Below are 15,717 nucleotides of genomic sequence, written 5' to 3' on the forward strand. Positions count from 1 at the left end.
GTCCGCGAGCAGGGAGTTTTGCATTGAGTGATGAGGGCCGTCTGCTTGCTGGTCGATACCGCGTGGGGGCGTCGATCGGCCGCGGAGGCATGTCCGACGTGCACATCGGCACCGACTCCAGGCTCGGCCGCACGGTGGCCATCAAGCTCCTCAAGTCCTCCCTCGCCGCGGACCCCGCCTTCCGCACCCGGTTCCGCCAAGAAGCCCAGGCCGCCGCGCGAATGGCGCACCCGACGATCGTTCGGGTCTTCGACGCCGGCGAAGAAACCATCACCGAGGACAACGGCAACGAATCGCAGATCCCGTTCATCATCATGGAGTTCGTCGACGGGCGTCTGCTCAAGGACATCATCCGTGAGGGTCCGATCGATTCCGTCGAGGCCGTGCGCATCATCGACGGGGTCCTGACCGCCCTGGAGTACTCGCACCGTGCCGGTGTGGTGCACCGGGACATCAAGCCCGGCAACATCATGATCACCAAGGCCGGCCAGGTCAAGGTGATGGACTTCGGTATCGCCCGGGCCATCTCCGACTCCGCCACGACGGTCGCCCAGACCACCGCCATCCTCGGCACCGCCTCGTACTTCTCCCCCGAGCAGGCCAAGGGCGAGTCGGTGGATGCCCGCACCGACCTGTACTCCAGCGGTGTGGTGCTCTTCGAAATGCTTACGGGCCGCCCACCGTTCCGGGGCGACACCCCCGTCGCCGTGGCGTACCAGCATGTCAGCGAAGCCCCGGTCAAGCCCAGCTCCATCAACCCCAAGGTGTCCCCCGCGCTGGATACCGTAGTGGTACACGCCCTGGCCAAGGACCGCTTCGGCCGTTACCAGAGCGCCGTCGAGTTCCGCAACGACGTCGAAACGGCCGGCGCCGGCCACATTCCCGTGAAACGCCCGGCGGACGATGTCGCCGGCGGCCTGTTCGGCGCGCCTCCAGAGGTGGAATCGAGTTCGGAGCTCGCCCTCAAACAGCTTGCCGAAGACCAGACCATGGACCGTACCCAGCGTCGCCCCCCGGTGATCTGGATCTGGGCCGGCATCGTCAGTGTCATCGTCATCGTCATCGCCGTGATGTTCTGGGCGCTGAGTCTCACCCCCAGCAACAACCTGCCCGACACGTCACGCCGGGTTCCGGTCCTCACCGGCTTCAGCTACGACGACGCTCAGGATGCGTTGCTGGAATTGGATCTCGCCGCCACGAAGGCCGAAGAGAGCAGTCCCACCGTGGCCAAGGACGAGGTCATCCGCACCGATCCGCCGTCCGGCACCATCGCACCGCCGGCCACCGTCGTCAAGGTCTACGTGTCGTCTGGCGCTGAGCTTGTCGATATGCCGGATACCACCACGCAGCCGTTCGCTGCGGCCGAGCCGTTCCTCACCGAACGCGGCTTCGTGTCTGGCTCGGTGACCACCGAGAACTCTCCGGACGTTCCGGAGGGCATCGTGCTGAAGACCATCCCGGCTCCGGAAGAGAAGACGCCGGTCGGCTCCACGGTGGACTTCACGGTGTCCAGCGGCCTGGTGACCATGCCCAACGTCGTCGGCCAGGCCCTCACCGCGGCCACCGCGCTCCTGCAATCCGACAACACACAACTGGAGTTGGAGCTCGAGCCCGACTACACCTGTGACAGCGCCGACGGCTCACCGGTCACCAAGCAGTCGCTGCCACCCGGCGATGTGCCGCAGAAGTCTGAGGTCGTCCTGATCTACTGCGCCGGCTAACCAGCCGCCAACGCCGCGCAGGCCGTCTCACCGGGTCTCGCCAGGCTCGACCTGCACTGGGCACGCCCTCGATCCTGTCCGGACCACCTGAGGCCGCGGAGCCGTCAGTTGAGCTTGAGCATCGGGGTGAGGTGCTTGGCCGTCTCGCGCGCATCGGGCAGGCCGGCCAGCGCCAGCCAGTTGGCCACCATCAGGTAGCCCCCCTCCGTCAGCACCGACTCCGGATGGAACTGCACCCCGAGGATCGGCGCCGAGACGTGCCGCAGTCCCATGATCACTCCGCCCTGGGTGCGCGAGGTCACTACCAGATCGCTGGGGACGGTTCCGTCCACCACGGCCAGGGAGTGGTACCGGGTGGCCGTGAAGGGCTGGGGCACCCCGTCGTAGAACTCGCTGCCGTCGTGAGTGATCTGCGAGGTCTTGCCGTGCATGAGCTCTTCGGCGTTGGTGACTGTCGCACCGAAGGCCTCGGCGATGGCCTGGTGGCCCAGGCACACCCCGAACAACGGCTGATTGGTCGCGAGGGCCGCTTCCACCGCCGCGATCGATACCCCGGCGTCGGACGGCTTGCCGGGGCCGGGGGAGACGAGCACCCCGTCGAACTCGGCGAGGCGGGCGGCCACATCCGCTGCCGGGAAGGCGTCGTTACGCACGACCTCGGTCTCGGCGCCCAGTTCCCGCAGGTATCCGTTGAGGGTGTAGACGAAGCTGTCGTAGTTGTCGATTACAAGGATGCGGGTCATGGGACGCCCACCGTCACTTCCTGGTTGTTGACCATCGTGTCGACCCAGGGAAATACCCAGGTGGCGAGGGAAAAGAGCACCGCGGCCAGGAGCACCAGAACGAGCAGGATGCGCACCCAGACCGGTCCGGGCATCAGGCGCCAGATTGCTGCGTACATCGGATGTTCCTTCGGTCTTCTGTGTCGCGGGTGGAGGGAGGGGCCGCTAAGCGGCCGGGAGCAGAGCCGCCAGCTCGGCCGGCGGCCCTGCCGAGGTTGGCTGCCAGGACTCGAACACACCGTAAGCGATGATCCGTTCAGCGGTGGACAACAGCGGGTTGCAGGTGGTGAGGGCGATCAGCCGATCCACCGGTGTGCCGTCAGGGTTGTGCGGGACCGGTGCGATGGCCTCGACGGCGCTCGGCGGCACGTACTCCATGTCGCGGAACCTGTAGGTGTAGTAGCCGTCGGCGGTCTGCACGTAGATCGCATCGCCCAGCTGCAGCTCGTTGATCAGGTGCATCCCGCCGCCATTGGCGCTGCGGTGGGAGGCGATCGCGAAGTTACCCACCTCCCCGGGCATTTGGGTGCCCGGGTAGTGGCCGATGCCGAGGTCGGGGCTGTTCAGTACATTGGTGCCGATGCCCTCGGCGATGGTGCGCTTGTAGGTGTCGCCGAAGCGCGGCACGTACAGCACGGCGAAGGCCGTCTGATCACCGGGGGCCGTCGCAACCACGGGATCGCCGAATCCCGTCTCGGCAGCCGGAGCCGGTGCCGGGTCTGGCTTGACGTCTTCGACCCAGCCCTGGCTGATCGACTCCGCCGCACGCGACTGGGAGGCAGCCATCACGGCGTCGTTCCACCAGAGCTGCCAACCCAGGAAGAGCAGCACGAGCACGCCGCCCGTGATCAGCAGTTCACCGAGGACGCCGAACACGCTCACCCGGGGGCGCACCCGCGCCTTCGGCCCGCGAAGGGCTCTCCGCCCGCGCAGGGCCGCAACTTCGGTCTTGGCCGACTCGGTCATGCAGTCGATTCTAATCGGGGCGCACATGGTGATCTGCCGACAGTTCCGGCAGGCCCGCGCAGGCAGTGACGCTAGAATCGCAGGCATGGCACGCACAAATCCCCGAACCAAGCCCGCCCGCCCCGAGGCCCGCGCGGGAGAGGAAGCCCCGAACGCCGTCTGGTTCAAGCCCGTGATGTTCGGTTTCATGCTCATCGGGCTGGCCTGGATCATCGTCTTCTACGTGAGCCAGGGCGCCCTACCCGTCGCAGCGTTCGGATCGTGGAACATCCTCGTCGGTTTCGGGATCGCCTTCATCGGCTTCCTGATGACCACCCGCTGGCGCTGAGCCCGGTTGTTCACCACCCGTTCCGCGTGAATTAACCACCCGTTCGGGTAGTCAATTACAGCAGTGTAATTATCCCCAATGTGGAAACTCCTGTGGATAACTTTCTCCCGGGGTGTGGATAACCCTGGGGAAACTCAGTCGCCGGGCCGCCTAGACGAACAGCTTGGTCAGGCTCAAGGCGACCAACAGGGCAGCGAAACCGCCGATCAGGGCCAACTGCAGGGTCCGCCTACTGCGCTGGCGGGTCTGCACGTAGATCAGGCCGATGACGGCACCGCCGATGAGACCACCCACGTGGGCCTGCCAGGCGACGTTGAGCCCGGGCAGGAAGCCGATCACCAGGTTGATCCCCACCAGGATCAACAGTTGGGTGGCGTTGCCGCCGAGCTTTCGCTGGATGACCAGGAACGCGCCCATCAGGCCGAAGATCGCCCCGGAGGCGCCCACCACGGCCACGCGCGGGTCGGCCAGGAACAGCACGCCCAGTGAACCGGCCAGGCCGCTGAGCAGGTAGAGCGTGAGGAATCGGCCGCGTCCGAGCATCCGCTCGAGGATCTGGCCGAAGATCCACAGGGTGTACATGTTCAGGAGCACGTGGAAGAAGAACCCCGTGGAGTGCACAACAATGCTGGTCAGCATTCGCCACGGTTCGAAGGCGACCGGGTAGGAGTACAGGCCGGCGTAGAGCAGCCGGTTGGTGACATCGAGCCCGGGAACGAGCTGCAGCAGGAAAACCACGACAGTCAGGGCGATGATCGAATAGGTGACCACCGGCTCGCCGGCAGCGGTCATGCGGCCGAGCCGGGTGCGGGCGGCCGACTTGGTGCGGGGCGCGCTCTGGCGTTGCTCGCGCATGCACTCGGGGCAGATGACACCGACGGCGGCCTGGGTCTGGCACTCGGGGCAGATGGTGCGTCCACAGCGCTGACAGAGGATAAAACTCTGCCTGCCCGGATGCCGGTAACAGAAGTTGGCGGCGGTTCCGGGCAGGCTCATGAGCGGGGTGGTCCTAGACCTGCTCGACGGTGATGCTCTCGATGACGACGTCGGTGAGCGGACGGTCGCGGCCATCGGTCGGCACGGCAGCAAGCTGCTCGACGATCGCACGGGACGCCTCGTCCTCGACGGCGCCGAAGATGCTGTGCTTGCCCTGTAACCAGGTGGTGGGCACGACGGTGATGAAGAACTGCGAACCGTTGGTGCCGCGGCCGCCCTGGATACCGGCGTTGGCCATGGCGAGGACGTACGGCTGGGTGAAGTCGAGTTCGGGGTTGATCTCGTCGTCGAACTGGAAGCCGGGTCCGCCGGTGCCCTGGCCCAGCGGGTCGCCGGCCTGGATCATGAAGTCCTTGATGATGCGGTGGAAGACGGTGCCGTTGTACAGCGGGTCGTTGGAGGTCTTTCCCGTGGCCGGGTGCTTCCACTCGATTTCGCCGGTGGCGAGGCCGACGAAGTTCTTGACGGTCTTCGGAGCGTGGTTCCCGAAGAGGTTGACCTTGATGGGTCCGAGGGTGGTATTGAGCGTGGCGACGGCAGTGTGCTTAGACATAGGGACAATTCTTGCACAGCAGCTTTATCCGAATCCGTATGCCGGTCAGGCATTCAGAGCGCTCACAGGGTATTCAGTGGCAAGATGGGCAGTGTTCACCACAAGAAACGATGGAGGGTCCAGATGAGCCTGTCACGCAAGCGCCGAAAGGAACTCACTCGTCTGCGCAAGAGCGCGGACGAACTGTGGAGTAATCAGCAGGAAGTTCTCGACCGCGCCAACGAGATTGCACGTGAAGCCGGCCGTCAGGCTGGTGTGCTCACTCGTGAAGAAGTTGTACCCCGCGTTCGCCAGGGATACGAGCACTACCTGCTCCCCGGCGTGCACGCTACCCAAGATTTTGCCGGTGGAGTTCGCCACCAGGTCACTGACAAGGTTCTGCCGGGGATCGGAACCGCACTGGGCACTGTCATGTCGGTGGGGGATATCGCCAAGGACGCGCGCATCGCCGCTCTCAACCGGGTTCGCTTCCAGAAGCCCGTCGTGATTGAGAAGCAGGGTCTGGGCGCGGGCACGTACATCGCCATCGGAGTCGGCATCGCTGCCGCCGCCGGGGTCGCCTACGCCATTTGGCAGACCTTCCGTGCCGACGATGAGTTGTGGGTCTCCGAAGACGAGTCGCTGCTTGACTCGCCGATCGAGAAGTCCTCGGACATCTAGCTCCGGCACTTTACCGAAGAGGGCCCCCGTCATACGACGGGGGCCCTCTTTTGTGCTCCTTCGCCCGACCATACCTTCAACGGCGCTGGGTGCTGGTGTGAGCGGACGCGCATGCCGCCATGGATGCGGGTGGCCCGAGCGCATCCTGCGGTGTACAGAGGCCCACTGAAGCCCACTGGCGGGGCTCGAAGAGGGGACAATCAAAAAACCCCCGGCCGGCAGTGCCGACTGGGGGTTTTCTTCTGTGGAGCCACGGGGAATCGAACCCCGGACCTCCTGCTTGCAAAGCAGGCGCTCTACCAATTGAGCTATGGCCCCGAACCGGATCTTCACGGGTGAGAATCTGGCGGAGATGTAAGGCTATGAAGTACACGGTGTTTACGGACACGGTGTTGAGGTACTGCGTGGGGATACCGGGATTTGAACCTGGGACCTCTTCGTTATCAGCGAAGCGCTCTAACCAACTGAGCTATATCCCCCCATTGGGCAGGTTTCAGACTAACGGAAACTGGCGAAAAGTCCCAATCGAGGCCGCAAGCGACCATCGATTGGGCACACATCCGTCAGTTGTTGGTGAATCCGACGAGCAGGCCTCCGGTGACCTTGACGCTCAGGTTGTACAGTACGGCGAAGATTGCGCCCAGCGCGGTGACGACGACGGTGTTGATGACGGCGACGACCACGGCGAAGCCCATCACGTTGCCGATCGACAGGATCGTCGTGAGCTCGGACGCGCTCCCGGCGATATCCGTGTACAGGGCGTCGATCTGGGTGAAGATGCCGGTTCCATTGAGGACCGTGAAGGTGAGGAACGTGGCGACGATGGTCACCACGGCCAGGCACACGGCGATCAGGAAGGACAGCTTGACGGCCGACCAGAAGTCGATGTACACGAGCTTCAGACGTACCTGCTTGGACGACATTGCACCCCGACTCGACTTTTTGGCCAGTTTCTCGGCAACACTACTCATCTGCTGATTCTACTTTCCCCGAATCAATCTCGGTGGCCGCCTCGATTTCGAGGGCGACCAGATTGCGTTCGGTGTTCTTCGCGATGGCGATGATTCGATCTTCGGTCGCGAACTTTGCAAAAACGACGCCCATGGTATCCCGGCCTTTGGCCGGCACTTCGGCGACGTCAGAGCGTACCACCTTGCCACTGGCAAGGACCACAAGAACCTCGTCCTCCTCGTCGACGATGAGAGAACCGACCAGATCGCCGCGGTCATCGTTCAACTTGGCCACCTTGATGCCCAGTCCGCCGCGGTTCTGCAGGCGGTACTGGTCGGCGGCGGTGCGCTTGGCGTAGCCGCCCTCCGTGACGACGAACACAAACCCGTCGTCGGAGACCACGGACGCGTCCAACAGGGTGTCCTGGCCACGGAAGTGCATACCGATCACGCCGGAGGTGCTGCGGCCCATCGGGCGCAGCGCCTCGTCGGAGGCGGTGAACCGGATGGACATGCCCTTTTTAGACACCAGCAGCAGATCGGAATCCTCGTCGACGAGCAGCGCGGAGACGAGTTCGTCGCCCTCGCGCAGCTTGATCGCGATGATGCCGCCGGTGCGGTTGGTGTCGTACTCGCTGAGCGCGGTCTTCTTGATCAGGCCGTCACGGGTGGCCAGGGTGAGGTACTGGGCCACGCCGTAGTCCCGGATGTCCAGGATCTGGGCGATCTCCTCGCCCGGCTGCAGCGCGAGCAGGTTGGCCACGTGCTGGCCCTTGGCGTCCCGACCGGATTCCTGAGCTTCATAGGCCTTGGCCCGGTAGACCCGGCCGGTGTTCGTGAAGAACAACAGCCAGTGGTGGGTCGTGGTGACGAAGAAGTGCTCGACCACGTCGTCGGCGCGCAGCTGGGCGCCCTTGACGCCCTTGCCGCCGCGGTGCTGGTTGCGGTAGTTGTCGCTGCGGGTGCGCTTGATGTAGCCGCCGCGGGTGACGGTGACCACCATCTCCTCTTCGGGGATGAGGTCCTCGACCGACATGTCGCCGTCGAAGCCGAACATGATCTCGGTGCGGCGGTCGTCACCGAACTTATCGGTGATCTCACCGAGCTCGGTGCTCACGATGATGCGCTGACGCTCGGGGCTGGCCAGGATCGACTTGAATTCGACGATCTGCAATTCGAGTTCGGCGGCCTGGTCGATGATCTTCTGTCGCTCGAGAGCGGCAAGGCGGCGCAGCTGCATCGTCAGGATGGCGTCGGCCTGGAGCCTGTCGACCGTCAACAGGTCCATCAGACCCTCACGGGCGTCGTCCACGGTGGGGGAGCGGCGGATCAGGGCGATGACCTCGTCGAGCGCGTCGAGCGCCTTGAGGTAGCCGCGCAGGATGTGCGCATCCGCCTCAGCCTTGTTCAACCGGAACTGGGTACGGCGCACGATGACGTCGATCTGGTGCGACACCCAGGCGGTGATGAAGCCGTCCAGGGCCAGGGTGCGCGGGATGCCGTCGACGATCGCGAGCATGTTCGCGCCGAAGTTCTCCTGCAGCGGGGTGTGCTTGTAGAGGTTGTTCAGCACGACCTTGGCCACAGCGTCGCGCTTGAGCACGATAACGAGGCGCTGACCGGTACGGCCGCTGGTCTCGTCGCGGATGTCGGCGATGCCGGTGATCTTGGCGTCCTTGACCAGGTCGGCAATCTTGATCGCCAGGTTGTCCGGGTTCACCTGGTACGGCAGTTCGGTGATCACCAGGCAGGTGCGACCCTGCAGTTCCTCGATGCTCACCACGGCGCGCATCGTGATCGAGCCACGTCCGGTGCGGTAGGCGTCCTGGATGCCCTTGATGCCCAGGATCTGCGCGCCGGTGGGGAAGTCAGGGCCCTTGATGCGCTGGATCAGCGCTTCGAGCAGCTCTTCGCGGCTGGCGTCGGGATTCTCGAGGTACCACAGGGCGCCGGCGGCGACCTCGCGCAGGTTGTGCGGCGGGATGTTGGTGGCCATACCGACGGCGATGCCGACGGAGCCGTTCACCAGCAGGTTGGGGAAGCGGGCGGGCAGCACCGTGGGCTCGAGGGTCCGGCCGTCGTAGTTGTCCTGGAAGTCGACGGTGTCTTCGTCGATGTCGCGGACCATTTCGAGGGCCAGCGGAGCCATCTTGGTTTCGGTGTATCGCGGGGCGGCGGCGCCGTCGTTGCCGGGGGAGCCGAAGTTGCCCTGGCCGAGGGCCAGCGGGTACCGCAGGCTCCACGGCTGCACCAGGCGCACGAGTGCGTCGTAGATCGAGGAATCACCGTGCGGGTGGAACTGGCCCATCACGTCGCCGACGACGCGGGCGCACTTGGAGAACGCCTTGTCGGGGCGGTAGCCGCCGTCGTACATGGCGTAGATCACGCGGCGGTGCACGGGCTTCATGCCGTCACGCACGTCCGGCAGCGCGCGCCCGACGATGACGCTCATGGCGTAGTCGAGGTAGGAACGCTGCATTTCCAGCTGCAGGTCGACCTGGTCGATCTTGCCGTGCTGGGTGAGGTGCGCGGCAGCTGCCGCGACGCTGGCCGCGTCGGGGGCTTCCGGCGTGGTGCCTGTGGTGTCGTCAGATGTCAAGGAAACGCACGTCCTTCGCGTTCTTCTGGATGAAGTTGCGTCGGGATTCGACGTCTTCGCCCATCAGGGTGGAGAAAATCTCGTCGGCGGCTGCCGCGTCGTCCAGGGTCACCTGGAGCAGGGTGCGGGACTCGGGAGCCATCGTGGTTTCCCACAGCTCCTTGTAGTCCATCTCACCCAGGCCCTTGTAGCGCTGGATGCCGTTGTCCTTGGGGATCCGCTTGCCGGCGGCCGCGCCGTCGGCGAGCAGGGCGTCCCGCTCCGTATCCGAGTACACGTACTCGTGGGCGGAGTTGGACCACTTGAGTCGGTACAGCGGCGGCTGCGCGAGGTACACGTAGCCGAGGTCGATCAGCGGACGCATGTACCTGAAGAGCAGGGTGAGCAGCAGGGTGGTGATGTGCTGGCCGTCGACATCGGCATCGGCCATCAGCACGATCTTGTGGTAGCGCACCTTGTCCTGGTTGAAGTCTTCACCGATGCCGGCGCCGAACGCCGTGATCATCGCCTGCACTTCGGCGTTGCCGAGGGCACGGTCCAGGCGCGCCTTCTCCACGTTGAGGATCTTGCCGCGCAGGGGCAGGATCGCCTGGGTCTCCGGGTTGCGGCCCTGCACGGCGGAGCCGCCGGCCGAGTCGCCCTCCACGATGAAGATCTCTGAGGCGGCGGGGTCCTTGCTCTGGCAGTCCTTGAGCTTGCCCGGCATGCCGCCACCCTCGAGCAGGCCCTTGCGTCGGGCGGTCTCGCGGGCCTTGCGAGCGGCCATCCGGGCGGTCGCGGCCTGCAGCGACTTGCGGATGATCTCGCGGGCCTGAACCGGGTTGCGGTTGAACCAGTCGGAAAGCTGGTCGCCGACGACCCGCTGCACGAATGCCTTGGCCTCGGTGTTGCCCAGCTTGGTCTTGGTCTGGCCCTCGAACTGCGGTTCGGCGAGCTTGATCGAGACGACGGCGGTGAGGCCTTCGCGCACGTCGTCGCCGGAGAGGTTGTCGTCCTTTTCCTTCAGGATGCCTTTTTCCCGCGCGTACTTGTTCACCAGGGTGGTCAGCGCCGCACGGAAGCCCTCTTCGTGGGTACCGCCCTCGTGGGTGTTGATGGTGTTCGCGTAGGTGTGCACGCTCTCGGTGTACGCGGTGGTCCACTGCATAGCCACTTCGAGGGCGATCTTCTTCTCGGTGTCCTCGAACTCGAAGGAGATGATCTCCTCGTTGACCAGTTCGGCCTTCTTGGCCCGGTTGAGGTAGGCCACGTAGTCCATCAGGCCCTGCTCGTACATGAAGCTGTTGCTGAGCGGCTTGTCCTCGGCGTCCAGGCTGTCCGCACGCTCGTCGGTGAGCGTGAGGCGTAGACCCTTGTTGAGGAAAGCCATCTGCTGGAAGCGCGCGCGCAGGGTTTCGTAGTCGAAGACCGTCGTCTCGAAGGTCTCCGAGCTCGGCCAGAAGGTGATCGTGGTCCCGGTCTCGTCGGAGACCTCGTCCTGGTGCAGTGACTCGTTGGGCACACCGTTGTGGAAGCTCTGGCGCCACACATGGCCCTGCCGGCGCACCTCGACCTCGAGGCGGCTGGAGAGCGCGTTGACCACCGAGCTGCCGACGCCGTGGAGTCCTCCGGAGACCGCGTAACCGCCGCCCCCGAACTTTCCACCGGCGTGCAGCACGGTCAGGACGACCTCGACGGTGGACTTGCCTTCCGCCTTGTGGATATCGACAGGGATACCTCGACCGTTGTCCTGCACGCGCACGGCGCCATCGGGAAGAATACGGATGTCGATGGTGTCGCAATAGCCGGCCAGGGCCTCGTCGACGGAGTTGTCGACGATCTCGTAGACCAGGTGGTGCAGACCGCGTGGACCGGTTGAACCGATGTACATTCCGGGTCGTTTGCGAACAGCTTCGAGGCCTTCGAGAACCTGGATGTCTTCTGCGCCGTAAGCGTGCTGCTCCGGCTCAGTTTTCGGTTCAATTGTCATGTGAAATTGGGCTCCTGACCGTCGCACAGGCGACCCCTCAGCCTACCAAACACCCCAAGCCCCAACGGCCAAAACCGCCGTTTGACGCGTTTTATTCGTAAGGGTGACCTGTTTTGGCTACCTAGCCATAGGTATCGCGTGGACCACGCCCTGGGATTGATCTGGGACCCTTTTTCCAGGAGGGGGCGTTGGGTCCTTGAAAACGAATTGCGGCGATGCCGGCATCCGGGAACTTCTGCATGATCTGAGTCATGATTTCCACCCGCATCATGCGCAGCTGAGTTGCCCACGCCGTCGACTCGCAGTGCACGGTCAGGATGCCCTCGTCGATACCGGCCGGGGTGGAGTGTTTCGCGGTTTCCTCACCGGCGAGTTCGATCCAGGACCCGAGCAGGTCCGACTGGGCCATCGGTGAATTCCAGCCCAGCTGCGCGGTGAGCGAATTAATGGTTTCGCCCAGTCCCCGCGGGTCCCGGCCGGCGCCGAACGGCACGCTGGACCCGATTTGAGGGCTGGCCTTGCGCCTGGCGCGGGTTCGCTTGGCGTTCGGGTCGCCGAAGACATCCTTGAACCGGAGGTAGACCTTGGCGGCTTCACTGTGTTCAGCCACGGACCGTCCCGCTCTCGGCCTCGGGCGCAGCGACCACGGCGCCGGCGTGGATGTGGATGGCGTGGGCAGCGAGCACCGCAGGGACGTCTTCGAAGACGGCGGCCGTGATCAGAACCTGTTCGTAGCCGGTGACGGCTTCGGCGAGGCGCCGGCGGCGAGATTGGTCGAGCTCGGCGAACACATCGTCGAGGATCAGCACCGGGTCACCACTGGACGAATCTCGCCGGAGCAGCTCCGCCGACGCGAGTTTGAGCGCAAGCGCGAAGGACCAGGATTCGCCGTGGCTGGCATAGCCCTTGGCCGGCAGATTGTTGAGTTCGAAGACCAGATCGTCACGGTGCGGTCCGGCCAGGGTCATTCCGCGGTCCAGTTCCTTGCGCCGCAGACCGGCCAGCGCGGTGCGGAAGGTGTCGGCCGTCGCGGAACCTGAGCTCGCACTCGGCGAAGCTGCGGCCGGGGAGGCGGTCTCGTCGGCTTCCTCATCGGCACCGAGAATACTCAGCGACGCGACCAGGTTCGGCCCGTGATCCGCGCCGGCAACCGATTTGTACGCCTTTTGCAGCGGCGGCATCAGCTCAGCCACCAGATCCGCGCGGGCATCGATGATCTCGGAGCCCAGTGCCACCAGCCGTTCGTCCCAGATATCGAGGGTGCCCAGCTGGGTGGTCTTCAAACCGGAGGCCCTGGCGGACTTGAGCAGGGTATTGCGTTGTTTCAGCACCCGGTCATAGTCGGCAAGCACCCCGGAGAGTCTGGGGCTCCGCAACACCAGCAACTGGTCGAGGAATCGTCGACGACCGGACGGGTCGCCGCGCACCAGGGCAAGGTCTTCCGGTGCGAACAGCACGCTGGAGAAATAGCGGGGAAGTTCCCGGGTCTTGATGACCGACCGGTTGATCTGGGCCCGGTTGAGTCCGGACCGGTTGATCTGCACCTCAGCGAGGATGTCCCGGCCGTTGTACTCAAGGCGTGCGCGGATGATCGCGGATTCTGCGCCGGAGCGCACCATCGCCCCGGTCTGGGACACCCGGTGCGAGCTCAGGGTGCTGAGGAATCCGAGCGCCTCGACCAGATTTGTCTTGCCCTGGCCGTTTCGGCCGACGATCAGGTTGGGTCCGGGGCCGAACGGGACTTCGGCTTGCGCATAGTTGCGGAAGTCAGTGAGGGAGAGGTGTGTGACCCGCACTCGGGATCAGTCTGCCTTCTTTATGGCATGCCCACCGAACTGGTTGCGCAGCGCGGCCACCGCCTTCATGGCTGGGGAATCATCCTGGCGGGAGGCGAACCGGGCGAAGATCGACGCGCTGATCGCGGGCACCGGAACGGCATTGTTGATGGCTTCTTCGATGGTCCAGCGTCCCTCGCCGGAGTCTTCGACGTAGCCTTCGATGTCGCCCAGCTGCGGGTCGTCCTTGAGGGCACGCACCAGGAGTTCGAGCAGCCAGGACCGCACGACGGTGCCGCGCTGCCAGGCCGTGAAAATGCCGGGCACATCCTGGATGAGGTCGTCGCGCTTCTCCAGCAGTTCGTAGCCCTCGGCATAGGCCTGCATCAGCGCGTATTCGATGCCGTTGTGCACCATTTTGGCGTAGTGACCGGCGCCGACCTTGCCGGCGTGCACGAAGCCTTCTTCGCGCGGGCCCTCCGGACGCAGCGCGTCGAAGACCGGCATGGCCGTTTCCACATCGGCGGCGGAACCGCCGACCATGAGGCCGAATCCGTTGGTGAGACCCCAGACCCCACCGGAAACACCGGCGTCGACGTAGTGGATCCCGTTTTCGGCGAGCAGCGCTTCATGGGTGAAGTCCTCGGTGAACCTGGAGTTGCCGCCGTCGATGACCAGGTCGCCGGGGGAGAGCTTCGTGGCCAGGTCTGCGATCACCGCGGTGGTGATGGCTCCGGCCGGAACCATGACCCAGACCAGCCGGGGAGACGGGATCGCCTCGACCAGCTCGGCGGTGCCGGCGACGTCGGAAACCTCGGGATTGCGGTCGTAGCCGGTGACGGTCAGACCGGCGGCGCGCAGGCGGTCGCGCATGTTGGCGCCCATTTTGCCCAGGCCGACGATTCCGATGTGCATGGCAGTCCTTCGTGGTTCGTGTCGTGCTGGTGAGGCCGGCGGGTTAGCGCAGGAGCAGGTTCGGCTGCAGCAGGTACCGGTAGCTGTCGGCGCCCGGCTGCTCGCGCGACGTCTGGCTCGTGATGAGCACGGGTCCCGGTTTGTTGGGGTTCTCGGTCTTGGTGAAAGAGATGCGCACGAACTCGGAGTGCACGGCGCCGAGGCCGTCCAGCAGGAACTGCGGCTTGAGAGAGACGACGGTGTCGCCGCCGGCGAGGATCGCGTCGATGGTCTCAGAGGCCTGGGCCTGCTCCGAGCCGATGGCCTCGAGGGTGAGACCGTCGGAAGTGAAGCTGAACCGCAGGGCCGCCTCCCGCTCCAGCACCAGCTGCACGCGGCGGGTGGCCTCGATCAGTTCGGCGGTGTTCATCACGGCGTAGTTGTCGACGTTGTCCGGGAACAGGCGACGCACCGGCGGGTAGTTGCCCTTGATCAGCAGCGACGTGACGGTTTTCTTATCCGCGGTGAAGGCGATCAGTTCGCGGTCGTCGGTGTTGGTGATGGCCACCGAGATCGTGCCGCTGTGGCCGAAGGTCTTACCGACCTCCTGCAGGGTCCGCGCCGGCACCAGGGCCGTGATCGGTTCCTGGGCCTGGTTGGCTCCCGGGTCCCAGTCGATCTCGCGAACGGCGACACGGTACCGGTCGGTTGCGACGAGGCTGATGCTGTTCTCGGTGATCTGCAGCTGCACGCCGGTGATCACCGGGGTGACGTCATCGCGGGATGCGGCGACAGCGACCTGCGAGACTGCCGCGGCGAATTCCTCGGCGGGTACCAGGCCGGATTGGGCGCTGACCTGGGGAATACTTGGATATTCCTCTACCGGCATAGACAGCAGGGTGAAGTTCGCGGTACCGCAGCTCACGGTGATGCGGGACTCGTTGGTGGAAAACCGCACCGGAGCGTTCGGCATCCGGCTGGCGATCTCGGCCAGAAGGCGTCCGGAGACGAGCACCTTGCCGGTCTCTTCGACATCGGCGGCGATCTCGGTCTGGGCCGACACTTCGTAGTCGAACGAGGACAGGATCAGGCCGGTCTCTGTCGCTTCGATTAAGACGCCGCTCAAAATGGGCAGGGTGGTGCGTTGGGGAAGGAGCTTGACAGCGAAAGATACGGCTTCGCTGAAGACATCCCGATTGGCCTGAAATCTCACGAAGTCACTCCTGTCGGTGGAGACCTGGATACGGCCTCAATGCTAGTCGGGTTTATCCGCTGCCTATTTCTTGTGAGCCTCGGCGAGTAAAGGTTGTTGGACCTGGAGCTAATGAAGTTAATCGTTAATCTTCTTAACCGCTGTGGAAACTGTGGATAACTCGGTGGATAGCGCTCAGCGACTGGGAACTACAAACTTGTAACTTGTGGACGCCCTGTGAGCGGTAAGCCCAATGAATGACACGAACTTGTTTTTGTAATTCCGAGTTTTCACAAGCGAGCCGTGCGTTTCTACAGATTGTGCCAAGTTGT

Annotated in this window: 15 protein-coding genes and 2 tRNA genes; 3 read left to right on the forward strand and 14 right to left on the reverse strand. The window is 64.5% G+C overall.

What is annotated here, in order from left to right; genetic code table 11:
* The first annotated feature begins 23 nt into the window (after nt 1-23).
* Nucleotides 24-1,721 (forward strand): Stk1 family PASTA domain-containing Ser/Thr kinase, encoded by a 1,698-nt coding sequence (gene pknB, locus E3T19_RS11005; protein WP_121678457.1) that lies wholly within the window; start codon nt 24-26, stop codon nt 1,719-1,721.
* Between the two features lie 104 nt (nt 1,722-1,825).
* Here pknB and E3T19_RS11010 read toward each other — a convergent pair whose 3' ends face one another.
* Genes E3T19_RS11010 through E3T19_RS11015 form a run of 3 tightly spaced genes read right to left on the reverse strand, consistent with a single transcriptional unit; the run spans nt 1,826 to nt 3,469 of the window.
* Nucleotides 1,826-2,464 carry an aminodeoxychorismate/anthranilate synthase component II gene (locus tag E3T19_RS11010; protein ID WP_088454792.1) on the reverse strand — a complete coding sequence of 213 codons (639 nt, stop codon included), beginning with the start codon at nt 2,462-2,464 and terminating at the stop codon, nt 1,826-1,828.
* Nucleotides 2,461-2,622 carry a hypothetical protein gene (locus E3T19_RS19005; protein WP_166788855.1) on the reverse strand — a complete coding sequence of 54 codons (162 nt, stop codon included), beginning with the start codon at nt 2,620-2,622 and terminating at the stop codon, nt 2,461-2,463. The genes E3T19_RS11010 and E3T19_RS19005 overlap by 4 nt, the downstream gene beginning before the upstream one ends.
* Before the next feature lie 46 nt (nt 2,623-2,668).
* A complete protein-coding gene (locus tag E3T19_RS11015; RefSeq protein WP_241980175.1) occupies nt 2,669-3,469 on the reverse strand; it encodes a class E sortase in 801 nt (266 codons plus the stop codon).
* A gap of 85 nt (nt 3,470-3,554) precedes the next feature.
* On the opposite strand from E3T19_RS11015, the gene E3T19_RS11020 reads away from it, so the two are divergent.
* On the forward strand, nt 3,555-3,797 hold the full coding sequence (locus tag E3T19_RS11020) for a cell division protein CrgA (RefSeq protein ID WP_088454791.1): 243 nt from the start codon (nt 3,555-3,557) through the stop codon (nt 3,795-3,797).
* 150 nt (nt 3,798-3,947) lie between these two features.
* Here E3T19_RS11020 and E3T19_RS11025 read toward each other — a convergent pair whose 3' ends face one another.
* On the reverse strand, nt 3,948-4,793 hold the full coding sequence (locus E3T19_RS11025) for a rhomboid family intramembrane serine protease (RefSeq protein WP_134408807.1): 846 nt from the start codon (nt 4,791-4,793) through the stop codon (nt 3,948-3,950).
* A 13-nt stretch (nt 4,794-4,806) separates the two neighbouring features.
* Nucleotides 4,807-5,346: a peptidylprolyl isomerase gene (locus E3T19_RS11030; RefSeq protein WP_088454789.1), complete on the reverse strand. Its 540-nt coding sequence runs from the start codon at nt 5,344-5,346 to the stop codon at nt 4,807-4,809.
* Between the two features lie 123 nt (nt 5,347-5,469).
* Here E3T19_RS11030 and E3T19_RS11035 point away from each other — a divergent pair, with 123 nt between their 5' ends.
* Nucleotides 5,470-6,006 (forward strand): hypothetical protein, encoded by a 537-nt coding sequence (locus E3T19_RS11035; RefSeq protein ID WP_088454788.1) that lies wholly within the window; start codon nt 5,470-5,472, stop codon nt 6,004-6,006.
* Between the two features lie 245 nt (nt 6,007-6,251).
* On the opposite strand, the gene E3T19_RS11040 is transcribed toward E3T19_RS11035, so the two are convergent.
* The 9 genes from E3T19_RS11040 to dnaN form a co-directional block, all read right to left on the reverse strand.
* Nucleotides 6,252-6,324 (reverse strand) — tRNA-Ala (locus E3T19_RS11040).
* Between the two features lie 87 nt (nt 6,325-6,411).
* Nucleotides 6,412-6,485, reverse strand: a tRNA-Ile gene (locus tag E3T19_RS11045).
* A gap of 84 nt (nt 6,486-6,569) precedes the next feature.
* The gene (locus tag E3T19_RS11050) at nt 6,570-6,977 is read right to left on the reverse strand and encodes a DUF3566 domain-containing protein (RefSeq protein WP_088454787.1); all 408 of its coding nucleotides are present in this window, start codon (nt 6,975-6,977) and stop codon (nt 6,570-6,572) included.
* Nucleotides 6,970-9,462: a DNA gyrase subunit A gene (gene gyrA / locus E3T19_RS11055; protein WP_241980184.1), complete on the reverse strand. Its 2,493-nt coding sequence runs from the start codon at nt 9,460-9,462 to the stop codon at nt 6,970-6,972. Before gyrA ends, E3T19_RS11050 begins: the two co-directional genes overlap by 8 nt.
* An 82-nt stretch (nt 9,463-9,544) precedes the next feature.
* On the reverse strand, nt 9,545-11,524 hold the full coding sequence (gyrB, locus tag E3T19_RS11060) for a DNA topoisomerase (ATP-hydrolyzing) subunit B (protein ID WP_134408808.1): 1,980 nt from the start codon (nt 11,522-11,524) through the stop codon (nt 9,545-9,547).
* 121 nt (nt 11,525-11,645) lie between these two features.
* On the reverse strand, nt 11,646-12,134 hold the full coding sequence (locus tag E3T19_RS11065; protein WP_088454785.1) for a DUF721 domain-containing protein: 489 nt from the start codon (nt 12,132-12,134) through the stop codon (nt 11,646-11,648).
* Nucleotides 12,127-13,320, reverse strand: coding sequence for a DNA replication/repair protein RecF (recF, locus tag E3T19_RS11070; protein ID WP_103479213.1), 1,194 nt, complete (start codon nt 13,318-13,320; stop codon nt 12,127-12,129). The genes E3T19_RS11065 and recF overlap by 8 nt, the downstream gene beginning before the upstream one ends.
* A gap of 6 nt (nt 13,321-13,326) precedes the next feature.
* Nucleotides 13,327-14,214 carry a phosphogluconate dehydrogenase (NAD(+)-dependent, decarboxylating) gene (gene gnd, locus E3T19_RS11075; protein ID WP_134408809.1) on the reverse strand — a complete coding sequence of 296 codons (888 nt, stop codon included), beginning with the start codon at nt 14,212-14,214 and terminating at the stop codon, nt 13,327-13,329.
* Between the two features lie 43 nt (nt 14,215-14,257).
* A complete protein-coding gene (gene dnaN, locus E3T19_RS11080) occupies nt 14,258-15,406 on the reverse strand; it encodes a DNA polymerase III subunit beta (RefSeq protein ID WP_088454782.1) in 1,149 nt (382 codons plus the stop codon).
* Between the last annotated feature and the right edge of the window lie 311 nt (nt 15,407-15,717).

It is taken from the genome of Cryobacterium sp. TMT4-31 (genome assembly GCF_004403385.1).
Classification (GTDB): Bacteria; Actinomycetota; Actinomycetes; order Actinomycetales; family Microbacteriaceae; genus Cryobacterium; species Cryobacterium zongtaii.

Excerpts from the sequence above, each read along its gene's own strand:
- E3T19_RS11010 (WP_088454792.1), bottom strand. The coding sequence starts at position 2,464 with ATGACCCGCATCCTTGTAATCGACAACTACGACAGCTTCGTCTACACC.
- E3T19_RS19005 (WP_166788855.1), bottom strand. The coding sequence starts at position 2,622 with ATGTACGCAGCAATCTGGCGCCTGATGCCCGGACCGGTCTGGGTGCGC.
- E3T19_RS11015 (WP_241980175.1), bottom strand. The coding sequence starts at position 3,469 with ATGACCGAGTCGGCCAAGACCGAAGTTGCGGCCCTGCGCGGGCGGAGA.
- E3T19_RS11020 (WP_088454791.1), top strand. The coding sequence starts at position 3,555 with ATGGCACGCACAAATCCCCGAACCAAGCCCGCCCGCCCCGAGGCCCGC.
- E3T19_RS11025 (WP_134408807.1), bottom strand. The coding sequence starts at position 4,793 with ATGAGCCTGCCCGGAACCGCCGCCAACTTCTGTTACCGGCATCCGGGC.
- E3T19_RS11030 (WP_088454789.1), bottom strand. The coding sequence starts at position 5,346 with ATGTCTAAGCACACTGCCGTCGCCACGCTCAATACCACCCTCGGACCC.
- E3T19_RS11035 (WP_088454788.1), top strand. The coding sequence starts at position 5,470 with ATGAGCCTGTCACGCAAGCGCCGAAAGGAACTCACTCGTCTGCGCAAG.
- E3T19_RS11050 (WP_088454787.1), bottom strand. The coding sequence starts at position 6,977 with ATGAGTAGTGTTGCCGAGAAACTGGCCAAAAAGTCGAGTCGGGGTGCA.
- gyrB (WP_134408808.1), bottom strand. The coding sequence starts at position 11,524 with ATGACAATTGAACCGAAAACTGAGCCGGAGCAGCACGCTTACGGCGCA.
- gnd (WP_134408809.1), bottom strand. The coding sequence starts at position 14,214 with ATGCACATCGGAATCGTCGGCCTGGGCAAAATGGGCGCCAACATGCGC.